The organism is Enterococcus sp. DJ147D b (genome assembly GCF_058216655.1).
Genome location: NZ_CM177104.1, coordinates 1,000,088 through 1,019,023, shown reverse-complemented (window position 1 = coordinate 1,019,023; position 18,936 = coordinate 1,000,088). Strand labels below are relative to the sequence as shown.

Annotated in this window: 17 protein-coding genes and 3 pseudogenes; 4 read left to right on the top strand and 16 right to left on the bottom strand. The window is 33.4% G+C overall.

What is annotated here, in order from left to right; all coding sequences use genetic code 11:
* Window positions 1-22: 22 nt before the first annotated feature.
* From AC4BD1_RS04940 to AC4BD1_RS04920, 5 genes are all read right to left on the bottom strand, one after another.
* A complete protein-coding gene (locus AC4BD1_RS04940) occupies window positions 23-691 on the bottom strand; it encodes an NAD(P)H-dependent oxidoreductase (RefSeq protein ID WP_490467162.1) in 669 nt (222 codons plus the stop codon).
* Window positions 692-1,009: 318 nt separating this feature from the next.
* The gene (locus AC4BD1_RS04935) at window positions 1,010-2,098 is read right to left on the bottom strand and encodes an L-dopachrome tautomerase-related protein (RefSeq protein WP_490467161.1); all 1,089 of its coding nucleotides are present in this window, start codon (window positions 2,096-2,098) and stop codon (window positions 1,010-1,012) included.
* Window positions 2,099-2,129: 31 nt separating this feature from the next.
* Complete coding sequence (locus AC4BD1_RS04930; protein WP_490467160.1) at window positions 2,130-2,660, bottom strand: YbhB/YbcL family Raf kinase inhibitor-like protein; 531 nt, start codon at window positions 2,658-2,660, stop codon at window positions 2,130-2,132.
* 103 nt (window positions 2,661-2,763) lie between these two features.
* Window positions 2,764-3,408 (bottom strand): endonuclease III domain-containing protein, encoded by a 645-nt coding sequence (locus AC4BD1_RS04925; protein WP_490467159.1) that lies wholly within the window; start codon window positions 3,406-3,408, stop codon window positions 2,764-2,766.
* A 71-nt stretch (window positions 3,409-3,479) separates the two neighbouring features.
* Window positions 3,480-3,848: a winged helix-turn-helix transcriptional regulator gene (locus tag AC4BD1_RS04920; protein WP_490467158.1), complete on the bottom strand. Its 369-nt coding sequence runs from the start codon at window positions 3,846-3,848 to the stop codon at window positions 3,480-3,482.
* A 409-nt stretch (window positions 3,849-4,257) separates the two neighbouring features.
* Between AC4BD1_RS04920 and alsS the strand changes: the two are divergent.
* A pseudogene (alsS, locus tag AC4BD1_RS04915) lies at window positions 4,258-5,937 on the top strand (acetolactate synthase AlsS).
* Between the two features lie 372 nt (window positions 5,938-6,309).
* On the opposite strand, the pseudogene AC4BD1_RS04910 reads toward alsS, so the two are convergent.
* The 3 genes and pseudogenes from AC4BD1_RS04910 to AC4BD1_RS04900 form a co-directional block, all read right to left on the bottom strand.
* Window positions 6,310-6,571, bottom strand: a pseudogene (locus tag AC4BD1_RS04910) (hypothetical protein).
* 71 nt (window positions 6,572-6,642) lie between these two features.
* A pseudogene (locus tag AC4BD1_RS04905) lies at window positions 6,643-6,761 on the bottom strand (type II toxin-antitoxin system PemI/MazE family antitoxin); the annotation flags it as partial.
* A gap of 131 nt (window positions 6,762-6,892) precedes the next feature.
* On the bottom strand, window positions 6,893-7,726 hold the full coding sequence (locus AC4BD1_RS04900; protein WP_490467157.1) for a helix-turn-helix domain-containing protein: 834 nt from the start codon (window positions 7,724-7,726) through the stop codon (window positions 6,893-6,895).
* A 235-nt stretch (window positions 7,727-7,961) separates the two neighbouring features.
* Between AC4BD1_RS04900 and AC4BD1_RS04895 the strand changes: the two genes are divergently transcribed.
* Window positions 7,962-8,615, top strand: coding sequence for a hypothetical protein (locus AC4BD1_RS04895; RefSeq protein WP_206909880.1), 654 nt, complete (start codon window positions 7,962-7,964; stop codon window positions 8,613-8,615).
* A gap of 421 nt (window positions 8,616-9,036) precedes the next feature.
* Here AC4BD1_RS04895 and AC4BD1_RS04890 read toward each other — a convergent pair whose 3' ends face one another.
* The 5 genes from AC4BD1_RS04890 to AC4BD1_RS04870 all read right to left on the bottom strand — a co-directional run bounded on the left by AC4BD1_RS04890 (window position 9,037) and on the right by AC4BD1_RS04870 (window position 12,375).
* Window positions 9,037-9,198 (bottom strand): hypothetical protein, encoded by a 162-nt coding sequence (locus AC4BD1_RS04890; protein ID WP_206909877.1) that lies wholly within the window; start codon window positions 9,196-9,198, stop codon window positions 9,037-9,039.
* Between the two features lie 44 nt (window positions 9,199-9,242).
* A complete protein-coding gene (locus AC4BD1_RS04885; RefSeq protein WP_067484249.1) occupies window positions 9,243-9,461 on the bottom strand; it encodes a hypothetical protein in 219 nt (72 codons plus the stop codon).
* A gap of 15 nt (window positions 9,462-9,476) precedes the next feature.
* Window positions 9,477-10,139: a hypothetical protein gene (locus AC4BD1_RS04880; RefSeq protein ID WP_490485896.1), complete on the bottom strand. Its 663-nt coding sequence runs from the start codon at window positions 10,137-10,139 to the stop codon at window positions 9,477-9,479.
* 355 nt (window positions 10,140-10,494) lie between these two features.
* A complete protein-coding gene (locus AC4BD1_RS04875) occupies window positions 10,495-11,871 on the bottom strand; it encodes an MATE family efflux transporter (RefSeq protein WP_490467155.1) in 1,377 nt (458 codons plus the stop codon).
* 84 nt (window positions 11,872-11,955) lie between these two features.
* Window positions 11,956-12,375, bottom strand: coding sequence for a MarR family winged helix-turn-helix transcriptional regulator (locus AC4BD1_RS04870; RefSeq protein WP_490485895.1), 420 nt, complete (start codon window positions 12,373-12,375; stop codon window positions 11,956-11,958).
* Between the two features lie 196 nt (window positions 12,376-12,571).
* On the opposite strand from AC4BD1_RS04870, the gene AC4BD1_RS04865 reads away from it, so the two are divergent.
* Together AC4BD1_RS04865 and AC4BD1_RS04860 are read left to right on the top strand one after the other, a co-directional pair.
* Window positions 12,572-13,483 carry a magnesium transporter CorA family protein gene (locus AC4BD1_RS04865; protein ID WP_490467153.1) on the top strand — a complete coding sequence of 304 codons (912 nt, stop codon included), beginning with the start codon at window positions 12,572-12,574 and terminating at the stop codon, window positions 13,481-13,483.
* 802 nt (window positions 13,484-14,285) lie between these two features.
* Window positions 14,286-14,918, top strand: a complete 633-nt coding sequence (locus AC4BD1_RS04860) for a pentapeptide repeat-containing protein (RefSeq protein WP_490467152.1) — start codon at window positions 14,286-14,288, stop codon at window positions 14,916-14,918.
* 325 nt (window positions 14,919-15,243) lie between these two features.
* Here AC4BD1_RS04860 and AC4BD1_RS04855 read toward each other — a convergent pair whose 3' ends face one another.
* The 3 genes from AC4BD1_RS04855 to AC4BD1_RS04845 form a co-directional block, all read right to left on the bottom strand.
* Window positions 15,244-16,374, bottom strand: coding sequence for an AI-2E family transporter (locus tag AC4BD1_RS04855; RefSeq protein WP_490485894.1), 1,131 nt, complete (start codon window positions 16,372-16,374; stop codon window positions 15,244-15,246).
* A gap of 306 nt (window positions 16,375-16,680) precedes the next feature.
* Window positions 16,681-18,024, bottom strand: coding sequence for a glycosyltransferase family 2 protein (locus AC4BD1_RS04850; protein WP_490467150.1), 1,344 nt, complete (start codon window positions 18,022-18,024; stop codon window positions 16,681-16,683).
* Window positions 18,021-18,530, bottom strand: a complete 510-nt coding sequence (locus AC4BD1_RS04845) for a cell division protein (protein WP_490467149.1) — start codon at window positions 18,528-18,530, stop codon at window positions 18,021-18,023. The genes AC4BD1_RS04850 and AC4BD1_RS04845 overlap by 4 nt, the downstream gene beginning before the upstream one ends.
* Window positions 18,531-18,936 lie beyond the last annotated feature (406 nt).

Sequence of the window (18,936 nt, the reverse complement as noted above, 5' to 3'; positions counted from 1 at the left end):
AAGCAAAATTAGTTTTCTCTTTTTATTTAATCACATCGTAAATGTCAGATAAGTTTTGACGTTTCTTTTCAGGAATTTCTTGGGCCCTATAGCCGAAGCCAACCATATAAGAAACACCAAATTCATCCAAATCAAGGATTTTTTTCTCTGCTAAATAATTTTCAACTGCTACTTTATTAAAGCCTTCAATTGGCACACTATCAATTCCCAAGTAAGCCGCAGTTGTCATCATGTTTGCTAAAGGAATGTAGGTTTGTTTTGATGCCCAGTCAAACAATGAACGTTCATCCGTTAAACCGAAGTCATCCATTTGGAAATTATTGAAAAAAAGTGTTTGAGGTGATGTTTCAGAGTATGGAACACCGAATACATCTTCCACCATATGTTTAATATGAGGATTATTACCAGTTAAGTTCTTTCTCGCTAGTACGATTAAAAAATGACTAGCTCCATTCAAACTATTCCTAGCGCCCCAAGCAACATCTTGCAACTCATTTTTGACTTGTTGATTTTCTATTAATAGAAATTTCCAAGGTTCATAACCAAAAGAACTTGGTGACAAACGAGCTGCTTCAATAATCGCCAGCCAGTCTTCCTCAGCAATTTTTTTAGTTGGATCAAAAGATTTTGTCGCAAAACGACGTTTGTGAACGCATAATATTTTGTTGCGTAATTCTGCTTGATCAGTCATTTTTTTCCTCCGTAAATAATTAGTGGCAAGTGTAAAAACTAGATAACAATATCCGAACTACGCATGATGAAAGTACTCAAGTATCGAAACTTTGCGACACGGACCTTCAAAGTGTAGGAAAAATATCTTATAGATTGGACATTTCATTAGTTAATTTGCTTATATCAGATATCTAAATAAAAGTTTCGCAAGTTCACTAAGCTCTGAAACATTAAGATCTAAACGGTCGGACAAACTATTTCCCAAGTTACTTCAACATTTCACTTAATGCCGACAGAGTTTATTTGAGAATCCGAATACCATTGCATCTTAATAATATTATTTTACTTTAGCAGGACCTTTTCCTATAAAGATACGGAATAAGCTGTAAGGTTTTTCCCTTAAGTCTTCACCTTTGTGAAAACCAGCTTGGCGTTGCAATTGGTTAGCATTGAAGTATAAGTATTTATCTGGACCAATTGACAAAGTGTCAGGCCATAAAATACGAGGATCGTGAGTCAATGTTTCCATTGAACCATCCGTATTAATAACACGAATACTATTATTTTCGTAGTCACCAGCATAGATTGTACCGTCTTCTGCTGTAATCATACCATCTGAAGCACCTTTTTCTCCTCTGTCTATGACATGTTTTTCAAGTTCTTCATCTTCCACGTCTTTATCGAAAATCAAATCGGTATCGATAGAATAAAGATGACGGCTTGATAATGGGCTGAAGTACAATGTTTTTCCGTCTGGTGACAGAGCAATTCCATCAGCAGCTACTTGCCATGGAGAAGCTGAACCATCTGCTTTGCGGTTCATTAAGATTTCACCTTCTACTTTAGGGACGAAGTCAGGATCAACAGCAGTAGAATGTGTACCATCTAAGATACGAAAAGCATCACCAGTTCCAAGATCAACAACGATCAACGCACCTGGTCCAGTAATGGAAGAGTCAGTGATATAAGCAACTCCTTCAGAACCACGACGCAAGTCAATCCGTACATCATTTAAATAAGTAGAATCTAGAACAACATCATTAGAAAATGTATAGACTTTACGGATAGCGTTGCTTTCCAAATCAACTGCAACTAATTTTGCGCCACGTTCAACAGGAACATCAAAGTTTGGCGCAGCAGTATCTAGTACCCATAGAGTACCTTCGCCGTCAGCAACGATACTTTGAACACTTAAAAATCCTTGTTCAGGATTTTCGGGATCAAAAATGTTAATATCTTGGCTTGGGTAAGCCACTAGTTCGCCATTCACGATTTCAACAACGGTTGCTTTTACATTGTCGCCCCATTCAGGGAAGTTGATGAAGGTACGTCCTGTTTCTGTCACGCTGACGCCTGTTGGCATTTCACCGTAAAAAGCATGTACTTGTTCTAATTCACCGAAAAATTTTTCTGTAGGATAATTCATCACACATCTTCCTTTCTGATTAAGATAAAGCTTATTTTACTTCTACTTCGAAGTTCAATACCCCACGAGCCAATACATGACCAAACATGTTAAAGCCTAAAAAAGCCGGAGTAGAATCTTCTGGAATATCAACTATTTCTACATCTAATGCCCAAACAGTCAAGAAGTAGTGGTGAACACCATGTCCTTTAGGAGGAGCAGCCCCGATATATTTTTTCACACGGGCATCATTTGGTAATTGAATCGCACCTAAAGGTAATTTTGAATTATCTTTGTTACCAGCATCTTGTGGTAATTCATTTACTGAAGCTGGGATGTTAGAAACAGCCCAATGCCAGAAACCTGAACCAGTTGGGGCATCTGGATCATATAAAGTAACAACGAAACTCTTTGTATCACTTGGTGCGCCTGACCAGCTTATTTCTGGTGAAATATCTTTCCCACCTTCGATTCCGAAATCACCGGACATAAATTTTACATCGGAAAGTCCTCCATCAACAATATCTTTACTAGTAACATTAAAAAATGGTACATCTTGTAAACCTAAAAATGGGTTATTCATTGTACGCCCTCCTATAAAAAACAACGTTATGTTTTGTCAACGACAACAGACTAACCCTTCCTAGCAAAAAAGTAAATTAGGGAAATTATTTATACTTCCTTTTCTACACCAGCTCTAATTTAAAATCACTTAAAAAACCATCTTCCCACGTTTCCTCTGATTTCAAGTACATCTGACCGTAATCAACTAGCCAACCATGTAAATTTTGAGCTTGTTGATTAGTAAAATCAGTTGGTATCTTAATTAAGGACTGCAACTTTGAATAATTGAGCCTTTCCTCTAAACCTAACTGATTAAAAATTCGTTGTGCATAGCGGTCAGCGATAAAAGTTACTTTATTAAAGACAAATACTAGCAGCACATCTGCTGTTTCTTGACCAATCCCACGAATACTTAATAGTTCATCCCGAAGAGAATGGAAATCCTTTTGTTGTATGGCGGCAATATCAAAATCGTAATTTTCAAACCAAGTAAATATTTCCTTTAATGTACCTGATTTATTTTTGTAAAAACCACTTGGGTAAATCAGTTCCTGCAGTTTCAAAAGGTCGATAGCTGCAAGCTTCTCTGGATTAAATCCAATAGCTTCTCTTATATTATCTAAAGAATAATCGACATTTTTCCAGTTGGTATTTTGAACTAAGATCGCCCCTACGACAATTTCCCACGGGCTCTCCGTGTCCCACCAAATACGATTGTCCATATTCTGGGCTAACTGGTCATATAATTTATCGATATTAACAATCATCACTTTCCACTCCTCAAAAAAGAAAAACTCAAAAATTGATCCGACGAAATTGAACGCTCACTGAAAAAATCTTAATGACAGGTTAAACATTCCTCTTCTAACTGTCCTTCATAGCGTTGATTATAGCCTTCGCCCCAATTGTTCAACATTTCAATGACTGGTCTCAAAGAGTAGCCATATTCAGTCACCCGATAAACCACCATTAAGTTTTTTTCCTGAACAACTTCCCGTTCAATCAATTCATCCGCTTCTAAAGCTTTTAATTGAAGGGAAAGCATTCGGCGGGTAATTCCTGGAATCATCCGTTGCAATTCACTGTAGCGCAACTCACCATCAAAAATTAAATGGTACAATAGGACACTTTTCCAGCGACCTGAGATGATTTGCAAGGTGGATTCCACCGAACAGCCTTCCTTACAGTTATATATTTTTCTTACCAAATAATTTCGCCTCCCCGATAGGTATGGAGACATCTTAGCTTTTTACTTACAAAAAGTAAACCATTTACTTTCTAATCAAAAAATGTTCAAACTCTTTTTTGTGATACTTTGCGAATATATTTTGGATAAAGTTTCCTCTTGTTTTACAAATGATTTCATCCAAAAGTGAAAATAGTAGCAAGGCTTGTTAGGAGACTTCGAATTGACGCGTTTACTTTAACCGCCTTTCACACTGTGAAAGGCTTAAGTTTCCTTTGCTGAAAATCACAAGCGAAATATTACGAGAGTTAATATTTTACAAAATTACGAATTGAGATTATATTCCTTCACGTAAGTCAAATTTATTTCTTTTGCACATCTGTGATTTCAATAAATAAAGCTTGCTAAAAAATTTTAGGAGATATTCATTATGAGTATGAATGGTGCAGATTTAATTGTAGACACATTGATAAAGAACGGTGTCAAATATGTTTTCCAATTACCTGGTGGTAAACTTGGTCCTCTGTTGATGGCTTAAAAAAAACGTGAAAAAGAAATTGAAGTCGTGACTGTCAGACACAAACAAAACGCAGGCTTTATGGCACAAGGAATTGGTCGAATCACTGGTAAACACGGTGTTGTAATGACAACTTCTGGTCCTGGGGCTTTGAATCTTGTAACTTCATTAGCCACAGCAACTTCTGACGGCGATCCTGTTTTAGCAATTTCTGGACAAGTGCCACAAGCAAAATTGTTAACACCTTATCCTCAAAACCCTAACATTGCTGGTATAATGAATGATTCAACTGTAACAAAATATGCAAAAGAAATTGAAGATACAAATGCTCTTGCTGATGAAATAGCTAATGCCTACATCGCAAGTATCAACGGTAATCCCGGTGCAGTATTTATGGACGTACCTGGTAATGTATTACTTGCTGAAACTGAAAAAGAAGGGCTCGAATTTACGACGATCGCAGAACAATTGACCAACACGATTAGTGATGAAGAAACCATTTCCGCTGCGGTAAATAAAATAAAACAAGCAAAACGTCCTGTAATTATTATTGGTGCTCGAGCGATGGATGAATTGGCTGCTGAAGCAATCCAATCCTTCGTAAGAAAAACCGGTATCCCAGTGGTTGAAACTTTTGAAGCAACTGGTTTATTGACTCGCGAATTCAACGAAAACTATGTTGGTCGTGTTGGTTTGTTTAACAATTTACCCGGTGATGAACTAGTTTACAATAGTGACTTAGTGATTACTTTAGGTTTGAACTTAGTTGAATATTGGGCTTCTGTATGGAATGCTGACAAGAAAACCGTGATTGACATTGATACTACAGTGGATCATTTAGATGAAACTTATATCCCTGATATACTAGTTCTTGGTAATATTGCCAAGAATTTGAAAAACATTACCAAAATAATTTTTGAACAAAACATTACAGATGAATGGAAAGCTGTAATTCGCAAATTGAAAGAAAAATTATTGGAAAAGAAACAAATTCCAAAAACAACTTCTAGTGATGCATTACACCCATTAGAAATTGTCGATTCATTACAAAAAGTCATCGACAAACATCCTGATACAACCGTTGTTATGGATGGTGGTAGTCACGAAGTTTGGATGGGTTCTTACCTAAATGTTTACCAACCAAAACATTTCTTAATGTCTGATGGTGAACAGACACTAGGTGTCGGTCTCCCATGGGCAATATCTGCTGCTTTCCTTCGTCCAGACGAAAAGATTTTGTCTTCCGGCGGTGACGGAAGCTTTATGTTCTCATCACAAGAATTAGCGACAGTTGCCCACTACAAACTAAACATTGTTCAAGTAATCTGGGTTGATAAGAAATACAACATGGTTGAATTCCAACAAGAACTAGATTATGAAGGACAAGAAAAAGGTGTCGATATCGACTACATTGGCTATAAAGAAATGGCTGAAAGTTATGGTATCAAAGCAAGTCGGGTTCATTCAAAAGAAGCATTGGATGCAGCTTTAGCTGAAGCTTATGGCTCAAATGAACCAATGGTTATTGAAATGATCGAAGACAACGAACAAAATATTCATTTGCGTGACAAATCTGAACTGAAAAAATATTAATACTTGTAGCTGAAATAACTCAGTTCCTTATAAAGACCATTGATTCCAATCCTTTGTAAGGAACTTTTTTCTATCTTTTGAAAAAGTGTTGTTATCTTTTATTCCAAAAAGTTGTCAGGTATCTTTGGCAACTGTTATTTGTACATTAAAAGAGTTGAAAAGCTATTTACCAAAGCCATTGAAGAGAATTACTCAAAGTATTAATTGGTTCATGAATTTTGTCCTCACACTTCCACTGAAAGTAAAATGATTTCTCTGTATTTAAATTATGCGATAATTGTTTACAAAACCATGTTTTCTTGATTTTTAATAAAGTTGACGCTCCTAGAATAACAATAGATTCATTATGAAATCTAAAAAAGAAAGCCAATTCTATAACAAATAAAATCGACTTTCTTTTGCTTTTTGGTTATCTCGACCAGGTCGAAAAATGTACTCCATGATTTGATCAATTTGGTCCATATCTTTCAAAGATAAATTCTCAATTTTTTAGTTTTCCTTCTTTAAAATCTAGTGATCTCAGTTGAAAAATAATTACTTGTCCGTTGGTATCCAAATCTTCAAGCAGAATATATCGAGTAGATAATTTTTTTATAAATAGAAGTAATTGGACAATAGAAGGATCAAAATCCATCCAAACGATATCCCCTTTTTTAGGAATATAGTTTCTTTCTTCTAACCTTATAAAATTTCTCTCCCTTCAGGAGTTACCTCTCCAGAATAAACAACAACATATTCTTAATTCTCTGAAGTTTTTTTCCATTATCAGACGGTAGTGTAATTACTACAGAACTTCCTTGTAACCTAGATTTTGTGATAAGCATATGAATGCGCTTTTTTATTTATATCACTATCCAACACTAAGTAACACAATGTTTTACATAATGCACAATTATCCTAAGTATGTGCTTTAATAGTTTGTCATCTATGAGGCGTATATATTTTCCACCTGCGTTTATGTATATGCTTTTTCAATATAATCTATCCATTCCATTTCATCAAGCAATTCTAATGTATTTACTATTCTTCTTTTTTCATTTTCATTGTCAATCCCCTGATCATGATTTAATAATAGACTAAAAATGTTTTTTACCATTTTAGCTTGCATATCATCGCTATTAGAAATAATTTTATCGAGTTCACTTAAAAATAATTGGATATTTGCCTCATTTTTTCGTGTATAAGATAAAGATAACCCATTTATAATGAAATTTTGTAAATCTCTTGAGTAATTTGAACTATCTAAATAAATTTTCATGTGCTGTATGCTTTCGACAAAATTAAACCTTATGTACTTATCTTCAAATAAAAATAAACAATTTGAAAATATAACAAGTTCGAATCTTCCCCATGTTTGTATCTTATCTAAATAGTTAATGATTTTTTTTGCAATTTTGCGTTGTTCATTTTTATTTAGTGCGTCACCTTTATACTCTCTAACTAAATAATATTGAGCATATAAACTGTAATAATAGAAATCTTTGGTATCAATATACATATCCAGAATTTCATTTGCAAAATTTATATCAAAAGGATTAAGGTACTTTTTCGATAATTCAACAGATACTTTCTTTTTACCTTCTAATTCTTTTTCATTCAATATGAATTCATATTCTTCTAAGCTAATATTTAGTCTTTTAAGATATTTCAATAAAATAGTAAAACTTATTTTAATTCCCCCATTTTCAAAAGAAGACAATGTATTTCTATGTGAAATCCCTTCAGCCAGCTTTTCTTGGGTAAAATTCCTTTCTTTTCGTAAAAGTTTCAATAGTTCATTATGCTCCATACAAACCCCTCCCTTTTTGTAAAATTTTAAATCATTTTACTCTATTTAAAAATACTTTTTTGACGAATTACTATGCAAAATAATCTGATGAGAAATTTACTTATATAATTACTTTGCAAACAACCATTATATGAAGGAGGTTATTTTATGGAAACATATCCTGAATTATTACTCGAAGGCGCTTGGCAAACAACTGGAGTTAAATAAATTTACATAAGAAAAGAGGATAAATAAAATGATGAGAAAAGGATTTATTGGTTTAGCCGCAACATCAATGTTAGGTTTTTCACTTCTAAGTAGTGCTAGTCTAGTTGTAAATGCAGATGATTTAGCTGTCGTAGATTCTAATGGTATTCAGCTTTCAAACATGGATTCTTTTACCTTAGATCTTAATTCACAACAACAACTTTTTATGAACAAATTAACTCATATATATCCATACTTCTATTTCAATCATAATCAGCTTGCTTTATCAATTGATTATGATACATTAAAAACAGAATATGGTTTTACTGATGATGATATCGTTACAATTGATTCCATGTTAAAAGCTCCAGCAATCTCTTGGGATAACGAAACTTCCAATATTCAATCCAGAATGTATGTTAAAGGGAGCAAAGTATATTTCACTCATGCTGATGTAGTTTCTGCACTTTACTCAGCAGCCCTTATCGGTCCATCCGCTATCTATGCAGCATTAGTTGGATTAGGAACAATTTCTCTTGGTCCAGTTGGAACTGCCATAGCAGCTGCTGTAGGAGTTTTAGGCTTCCCAAGTTTAGCTGGGTTTACCTATCAAGTTATCCAAGCAGCTTCGAATGGACAGGGTGTCTATTTAGGAGTCGAAATGAACGGAATTTTTCCAAATATCGTCAGCGGTACATTTTAAAATAGATTGAGGGATATTATTGAAGAATAGAAATTTGTTGGTCATAAGTATTATCTTAATCCTCGGCTCTAATATAGGTTTTGTCACCCTATCTGATCTTCCAAAATCTGTCTGGATTACACTTACTTTTATTGGTAGCTGCTTGTTTTTATACACTTGCATAAAACGTGGTCTAGCTAAAAAAAAAATACTCATTTTTACTTTTCTAATTGTCGCTACTTTTTTAGTATCAAATTTTTTTCTCGATAATTCTGCCTTACTGGTATATTTCGCTAATATTTTAGTTGGCAGTCTGCTCGTTTATTCATTAGAAAAACATTACAGCGGACATAAATAATTAAAAAAGCCCAACCCACTTTATAGACTATTTTCTATAAAGTGGGTTGGGCTTTTTTAAATCAGGAACATATCAATCGATTTTTTATTTATCCAATCCGACTAATTTTCGCTGCTTACGATTTGCCTCATCTGCTATATAGTTCATCACTGTTTTAAATTCTTTCGCTGTGGCATTTTCGGATAGATCAGCAATACTCTTATTGTATTTTTTTACGATTTTTTGAACTTGTTCTTTCTCAGTCATGTAATTCCTCCGATGTTTTTATCTGTCTCTGCTTAACGTAGCCTTCAATTATTATCATAAGAATCACCTTCTTTAATCAACTTCATTTCTTTTTTTAAATTCCAAAAAGAAGCAATACCGACAATCATTCCAATCATACTCAAAAATGCCCAAAAATATCTTTTTTGAAGAAGTAAGATGACTGAGAAAATAGCCATGATAATCGAGCAAAATATGCCTATATTAATCAAACGATTGATTTTTTCTTTTGTCTTTTTACGCATCCAAGTATGCTCCTATTATGCTAAAATATAATTGTCGTTCTTTCCATCAGCACGATCCAAACCTTCTGCTAAAATCCCCCCAACCGAAGCACCAGAAATAACTAATGCTATGTCAATCATACTATTTAAGAATCCCCCTACGCCAATTCCTACTTTTGAAAGAATCTGTTTTTCAACCATTCTAGTAATATTTTTGCGATTATTTCTTAATAACGTTCTTACCGCTCCAAAATTGCTTGCAGCCGTCCATAATCCAATTGCTATTAATCCTACATCAATAACACCAGCAACAAAACCAGTTGAATTCCACCAGTTTTTCCCTACGCCTCGCATTCTTGGATTGAATCCAGTCATTGCTAAATACTGACTGATTGCTTGTTCCATTCTTAATTCATCTTCAGGCGTTAATAATATTTCTCCATCTTCGTTAAATTTAGGTTGCACGTCTCCATACTTTTCCTTGATTTTTTCAAGAGCTAGTTCGGAATTTTTTTCTTCTTTCGAGTAATAAATTGCCAAGTCTTCATCATTAAAGTAGCTTTCACTATTCTGAGTTTCATCTAGAAATAACTCATTTGCTGATACAATCATACTGCCACTTGTTGCTACAATGGACAAAACAAAAGTTACTGCTATTACACTAACCCACACTTTCAAACCTGGATATTTCTTTTTCATTATGTATCCTCCAAAGTTAATATTTGTCTAATATGACAATAAAACTATAAATCAATAACACAGTTATCGTTTAGATACATCATAAAAAGTACTGTTTTAATCATAATTGCCACTTGTTTTAAATGTTATAAAAAAACACCAGACATTTTAATGAAGTCACAGTAATAGCAGATATGCTCACAAAATGGAAGATGGATATACGCAGAAGTTTTACGTTCTGCGGAATTAGTTGTTTCATTCACTTCCATAAAATAAAATGATTGCTTATTTATCAACATTTATTACTTTCTACTAAAAAGAACCCAGTCACCGGTATAGATGATTGAGTTCTAATGAAAAATATATTTTGGACTTCTTATTGCTTTTGCATTACTGGTAATTCATCTTTATTTAGTTTATTCAAGTAAGGAATTATCATAATAATACCAGCGACAAAGGCAATCCCCTCTGTAATAGTCATTGACCAGATCAAACCGTTCAAACCGTAGAAATGATGTAATAATAGAACAACAGGGATAAAGAATGTTCCTTGGATCGTTGACATCACACCTGTTTGAGCCCCTAAACCAGATGCTTGAAAAATTCCCGTGAATAACCCAGAAAAACCGTTAAAGACAGAAGAAATTAATTGTGCGGTTAAAATGGTAAGACCTACTTGAATTACACGAGGATCACTGGTAAATAAGCTCAAAACTGGTACACGGAGTAGGTAGGCAACAAGCGCAAAGACAATTGAAATTCCTCCAATCCATAAAGAAACTTCCTTCAATGCTTCTTTTAGACGTTTTGTGTTATGTGCAGAGAAACTGTAAGCGAATAATGGCATTGCTCCTAAAAATAACCCCATTGTTAAAAATTCGGGCAATTGAGTTATGCGAACAGCAATACCAAAACTGGCAACAACATTGTCACCATATTCAGCAGAAAAATTATTCAATAATAAAGTTGTAACAATCATAAAAGCTGATTTGAATAATTCTGATACACCGATTTTATAGACTTCTAGTTGATCCTTAACTGAAATTTTGAAGTGTTTCAAAAATCCCTTCAAGGAATCACTCTTATTTTCTAAAAACCAGACATAATAAGTACTTGAAGCAATATTCGCAAGCACAATCGAAATCCCCGCACCGATCACGTGCAGATTAAACACCAAAATCAACAACGCATCCAATACAATACTAACAGCAACACTGATAAACATACCGTACATCGATTCTTTTGATGCGCCTTCTGAACGAACTAATTGTTCCAAGGCAAAGTTTAAGATAAAAGCTGCACCACCAGCAAATAGAATCGTTGAATACTGTGTTGTATAAAGTATAGTTTGACTATCTGCACCGAGCAAATGAACAAATGGTTTCATAAAGATGATGGCAATGATCCCGATAATTATGCCCAAAATGATACTTGCATAGAAAGAATAACCAGCAACTTTTCGACCTTTTTTAGTATCACCGCTACCTAATAAACGAGTAATGAACGTTCCACCACCCACACCGAACATATTTCCAACAGCCATTAATATGAGCGTGATTGGCATCGCTAAAGTAATCGCCGACATCATATTTGTGTCATGGATTAATCCAATAAAATAAGCATTGATCAAATTATAGATTGTGGTCGCCGAGATACCGACCATCATCGGAATCGATAAATGAACAATCGATTTTCGAATTGGACTTTCTTTTAAGTAGTAAATATTTGATTCATTCATTTCAAAATCTTCCATGACAATTCATTCCTTCTTTTGTTAGGTTTATAAATATTAGCTATCTAACTATTTAGTTACAAGCAGTTATTCTCTGCTTGCTGTTTAAAGACTACGATCGATTTTTCTTAGTAACTTCGTTAATTGTTGAATTTCTTCTTCACTCAATGCGTGTACTAATTCTTTTTCTGCCGCATAAAAAGCTTCATTTGTTTGATCAACCAAAGCTTTACCTTTAGGTAGTGCGTAAATATTTTTTTGCCGCTCGTTGTCCTTGGGAATCCGCCGTTCAATGTAGCCTTTTTTCTCTAAGCCTTGAAGCATGCTAGTGATGCTTGCACCACGACGTTGAAATACTTCCGCTAAATCTTTTTGGATCAATCCCTTGTCTTCATTTTGTGCAATATAGGAGATCATCCGCCCTTGTTGAGGACTAACATCCATGTCTTTAGTACGTTGTTCCATTGATTCACGAGATTTGTTCATGATGGAACGCATCAAATTCGAAACAATCATTTTATCCAAAAAAAATCATCCTTTACTAAAAAATTAGATATCTAACTATTCAAAAAGAATATACACGCTCGTAAAAGAAATGTCAAACAAAAAACATAAAAAACTAACAATTAGTTATCTAATAATTAGAACTTGACTTTTATTTATGAAAGAATAAAATAGAGGTGGCTGTATTTCCTATAATATGAACTAGGAGGTTTTAATAATGGAGTTACTAACTACCTCAACACCAACCACTTGGATAGATCTTAACGATATCAATCATCTTCAATTAAAGACCCTCACAGAACAGTATGATATTCCTAACGATTTTCTTTCCTATGCTTTAGACAAAGACGAAAGTGCTCGGATCGAAAAAGATTATGCTAGTGGCACTTTGTTAATTATCTACGATCTACCGTATAAAGATGAATCAGATATTGCCGACTATTCCTCTGGTCCTATGACTTTTATCATTAATAAACGAGTCATTATTACTAATTTCAGTAACAAAAAAATGCGTGAAGAGTTGACGCCTTTATTAGCTTCGAATACGTTGAATCCGAAGTATAAAACCGCTTTTGTGCTACATTGGATGTTGCAGATTTCTAAGCGATTCCTGGACTATCTACGTGTACTGAACCGTCAACGAACTTCGATCGAACAAGCCTTAGGTTCAACACCAAAAAATAAAGAACTCTTACTCTTGATGAAAATCGAACGAAGCTTGATCTATTTCATCATGTCTTTGAAATCCAATTTTATGGTGATCAACAAGATTCGTAGTGGTAAATACCTTAAACTTTATGATGAAGATCATGACTTATTAGATGACTTGGTCATTGAACTTGAGCAAGGCATGGATATGGCGGAGATATCTAATCGAATCATCAATGAAATGACGGATTCTTATTATTCCTTAATATCAAATGATACAAATAGTATTATGAAGATTTTAACGATTGTTTCTGTTATTCTAACAATTCCAACAATCGTCTTTAGTTTTTACGGTATGAATGTTCCTTTACCTTTTACACAGAATAGATCGTTTGCTTGGGAAACTATCACCGCTATTGCTTTGATTTTGTCAGTAATTTCTTCTATCATTTTGATACGTAGAGATTATTTTTCAAAATAGACCTTTTTAAAACATACTTCTCTAATGAGGGTTATGTACCTAACAATAATATTATCTTCATCGTAAATGGAAAAATGATCGACGAATAGATTCCCCCTAGCAAAACATACAAGAAAATTTTCAAATACCAAACAATATGAAATGATTCAATAAAAAGAACGACCCTATCACAAATTTCGTATCAAATTTTTTCTCGATTGTTTTGATTTGCGGATCTATTTTGTTAATATAACTGGTAGCCAGCTTCTTTATTAGGTATAAAAAGGTATAGCAAACCACAAATAATTAAACAAGCGGACCACTTTATAGGCTGTTTGCTATAAAGTGGTCCGCTTGTTTTTTTTACATAGTTGGACTATATCTCCCTATTCATTATTCAATACCACCAATTTTTGCTACTTATACTTTGCTAATTTGCCATATCTGCTACGCACTTTATTACTGTTTTAAAGTTTTTACAGACACATTTTTTAAAGAACAATACCTTATTGTTCTTTTTTTATGATTTTTATCTGTTTTCTTTCTCAATACATTACGCATAAAACTTATGCTTGATATGTTTCTCCAATTCTCCCCATCGCTAAAGGTTTTCGAACATCGTTTTCTTTTATTCTTTTTAATTTCTAAAATTTTCATGTGAATTAGCTCCGGTTTGTGTTGCACAAGCGAATTCTAATCACTTTTCGTCTATTAAGAGTGCTATCGTTATCTATAACTCACTTAAAACCTCTCATTTTTTATTAATGAATTATTCAATAGTTCCTGTACTATTAACCCCATACTATATTTAGGAGGACATCACATGATTGAACCAAAACTTAATCGATCAAGTTTCGCTCAAGGTTCGTTTTTTCAAATTTATGAAAATGAAGATTTTATATTGGAGAAATTATTTATTACGAAAGAAATTATCGAAAACCAACAAATTGAGCATCCAGTAATTGAAAATTGTTTTTTTGAAAAAGTTATATTTGAAGAAAATTCATTTAATAGACTAGAAATAACTGATTGTATATTTGTAGACTGTGATTTTTCAAATTGTGATTTCAATGCATCTATGATTCATCGAGTGAAATTTGATAATTGTAAAATGATAGGTACAAATTTTATTGGAAGTCATTTAGGAAATGTTACATTTACAGATTGTTTGATGAACTACGCAAATTTAAGCGATTCTAAACTAAAAACTATCGTTTTCAACAATTGTATTATGGATGACTCAGATATAGTTGAAAGCTCATTGAGTAAGACTATTTTTACTGCTTGCAGTTTAAATCAAGCAAACTTATTTCAGACGAATTTAAACAAAATAAATTTTTCAACTTGTGAATTTAATACCCTTGATTGTAGACAAGAAGACATAAAAGGTTGCACGTTCAATCATGTTCAAATCATTTATCTGGCTAAGAAATTTTTAAATATTCAAGTTTCTTAATGAACAAACTGAAGAAAAATGTAAAAAATGAAGATTCAAGGATTAAATACTAGCTGGAAGAAATTCTAGCTAGTATTTAATAGAGCTCCTGCAATGCCTAATCTATCAAGAACCAATTTGGTTAGTTCATCTTTATTTTTAAACGACCGAGTAATAGTTTAACTATTCGCTCTTTTGCATTATTTGATTTGTTGATCCAGCACTTGATACAAATCTAAGAATAATAAACACAACAGCAATGATCACGGACAAATGGATTTCAAGATAAAAAATACCATCGAATCAACAAAATTTATGATCCAATGGTCTGACCGTGTTTAATTTTTTATCTCTTAGACTTATTCCCGTCGATGATTTGATCGGATGTCGATTCAAATTTTTTTAGCAGGTAGATTTTTCTAATATTCAAGATCAATGTTTTCATCACTCCGTAAACAGGAATACAAATCAACATTCCCATGATACCAGCAACACTTCCAGCACCTATCAAAACTAAAATAATCGTTAAAGGATGAATATTCATCGTTTTGCCAAATAATAATGGTTTGATAAGATTGCCATCTAGTTGCTGAATAATTAAGATTGCGATTGCTACATATAATGCTTGCCATGGGGAAACAAACAATGCAACAAGCACTGCTGGAATCGCACCAATAAATGGACCAACATATGGAATGATATTAGTGATCCCGCAAATAACAGCTAATAATAAAGCATATGGCTGATTGATCAAAACCATTGCGATAAAACTCAACACACCAATAATGACAGCATCAAGCATGGTGCTACTAATATAAGCTGACAAAGTTTCATTCAATTCTTTGACTGTTTGTCTCAGTTCTCCGCGAATACTCTGTGGAAAGAAATGAGATAAGGCATCAATAAACTTATGACCGTCTTTAAACATAAACAGCAAGATGAATGGTACTGTAAATAACAGAATGAAAAATTGCATCATGAAGGAAATCAATTTTGAGACACTACTTGTTAAACTAACCAAAATAAGATTAAAGATATTACTAAGAGATAGATTGGCAGTAGCGAACTGTTCTTCGAGATTGATCCCTTTAAACTCTTCTCGCTGACTTAACTCGTTTAGCCATTGACTGGTTTCTTCCGCATATAAAGGAAGATTTTTCGTTAATTGAATCGCTTGTTCTACTAGTTGCGGGATGACATTCATAATCGCTAGCACGACTAATATGATGAGAAAAACCAATGTAAGTAAATAACCGTAAACCCTAGATACATGATGTTTTTCTAAAAATAAGACAACAGGATTAAACATATAATAAAAAAAACCTGCGACAATTAAGGGTAATAAAATTGCCGAGAGCATGTTTAAAACTGGCTTAAATACATGAGGCATCTGTAGAATAAAAAAGACACCGATAATTGTTAACACTATTTCGACTGTCCAAAACAATAACTTTGACTCTCTAAATTTTCCTTGCATATCTTTCCTCCAACATATGATATCTATATTTTATCATTCTAAGTAAATTAAAGCGCTATTTTAATAGTAAAATAATCATTTTTGTTTTTTAAAAGTAAAAAGCAAATGTTTGTTTCTCCTATTTCCTTTGAAATAACCAATCGCTTAAAAGAAACACACTGTTTGTTTGATTTTTAGTTTACATAATTTATTTACTGCATCCATTATTCCTAAAAAAAAAGCAACACAGACAATTCTATCTAAGGATTCCATGTATTGCTTTTTGTCTATTCTTCATTTGTAATTTCGTAAGCACGCGTATCCACTTTATCTATCCATTTCATCGGTTGAATCCCTTTTTGAAAGCGATGGACCTTTTCGCTCTGGACTTTTCCACGTGCCTGAACCTAAACCTAGAATTGTTTTGATTGCTGGAATAAAAGTAGTCACAATCGTCAAAGCATTTATCATCCAATAAAGCAACATATATAATGGTGCAAAAAATAAATACTTGAATTTTCTTCCTTGGTCGTCCAAGATGAGTGAGGCGCCCAATTGAAAAATTCCTGAGATCATTTCAAAACAAACAAAAAGGAAAGATAAAGTGAACATGTGATAGATTCCTTCCGTGTTCCCCTCCAAAATAAATTTGAATAAACTCCATAAAAAAATAAAACTAGAAAGCCAAAAGAAAAATGACCAAACGATACTGAAAGTTTGATCAATGAACATGACCGTATGTCCAATATTTCTAAATGGATGCAACATTATTTTTTTGAAATTCGTCAACCAAACTTCTGTTCCGCCTTTAGCCCAGCGTTTTCTTTGACGATAAAGCATCCTCAAAGATTCTGGAACCTCCATAAAAAACATGATTTGTGGAGCAAAAAGGGAAAGCCAACCATCCATTTGATGATCCCACGCAATACTAATATCTTCAGTTGCTCGGTCTTGCCTGAACAATCCAACATCGATCAATGCGTCTTTTCGATACATCGTATTTGCCCCACTGTAGGCATAGATACTTCCTAATACACCATTTTGTGTCCGTTTTATGATTCCCACAATACTAGAAAATTCGACTGTCTGTGACTTTGCAATCAACTTCGTTCTATTTTGCACATCCATATTGGCTGTAACTGCAGAAATATTTGTCGAATCTTGACGAAGAAAATAGTTGACATACATATTCAAAGAATCAGGTTCTGGGACTGTATCTGCATCATTGCTCAGAATCAATTTTCCCTTGGCAAATCCCATACCGATATTGAAAGCATGTGCTTTCCCCTTATTCTTTTCAATTCGAATTACTCGTAGCTTGGAATATTTTTTTTGTAGCCGAGCTAATATTTCAGGTGTACTGTCGGTAGAACCATCATCTGTTACTAATACTTCATAATGTTCATAGTTTATTTTGGTCATTAAGTATTCTATTGTATTTTCAATAACAATTTCTTCATTATGAGCAGGAACCATGATTGTAATAAATGGCTCGATCTCTATCGGGATATCATTCCACTCTTTTTGTTTATATTTAAAAAGAAAAGTATAACATAAAACACCGATAAACCAAGAAAACCCGCCAATAATTGGATACGTAACTAGAAACAAAAATATGATTGTTAAAAGGGTATCGAATACATGATTACCAGTTTGAAAAAAAGTCATCATAGCTCCACACCTCCTTTCTTATAAAGGTTGCGTACAAAATCTGTATCTAAGTTTTGCTCTTCTTTTACGGAATAACTACACACTTCTTTGCGAACTTCTTCGGGTCCAAACCGTTCATCAAACGCTTTGTTTAGTAATTGCCGCCTTTTTTCTAAGCGCTCTTCATCATATTGGATCTTTTTGTGCAAAAGATTTTTAAAATGAAAATTATTTCGTAGCGTCAATCCAATGTAAACTATCGCAATCATAACAAACATGATACTCAAAAAAACAACTAAAAATTTTAAAGTTTGTAACTCATCCTTATAAACAACTAAATGATTCTTCCATGCTTTTTTTGGTGAAATAAACGGTAACAATAACCAAATAAAAGGTAGTATCACGCAAATCCAGCCAATAATGGCAACTATCGTTTGTAAAAATTTTAGCACATAGTTTTTTTTCTCAAAATATGCATCGGAGACTAGTAATTGTTCTACTTCTTCTCGGGTAATTTTAGGTTTCATCTCTTTGCCTCCTTGTATATTCAAAAAATCAAGTGTTTTATATGATTTTGCCGGTTTCTCAAATGTTTTACAAATGTTTCGCCTTCCACAATTGAAAAATTTGTTTGGTTTCTACTTAAAAACAACGATCTCTCGAAAAAGTTTCTTACTTTTCGAGAGACAAGCGACAATGTATTTAATTAGACAGTTTCAATTTTCTGTGTGTTTGTTCAGGTAATCAAAAAATCATTCTATCACTTCTTCATCTGGTCTTCAATGATTTGCTGACGTTACTTTCATTAAATATTCTTTCCTATTTTATTGTGACTGTTCATTGATGTGATAAATATGTAGTTGGTAACTTTGGCAACTTGAATTACTATCGTTTAAATCAAGAAATGAGAGGACTAGAGATAGTTATCCGTTT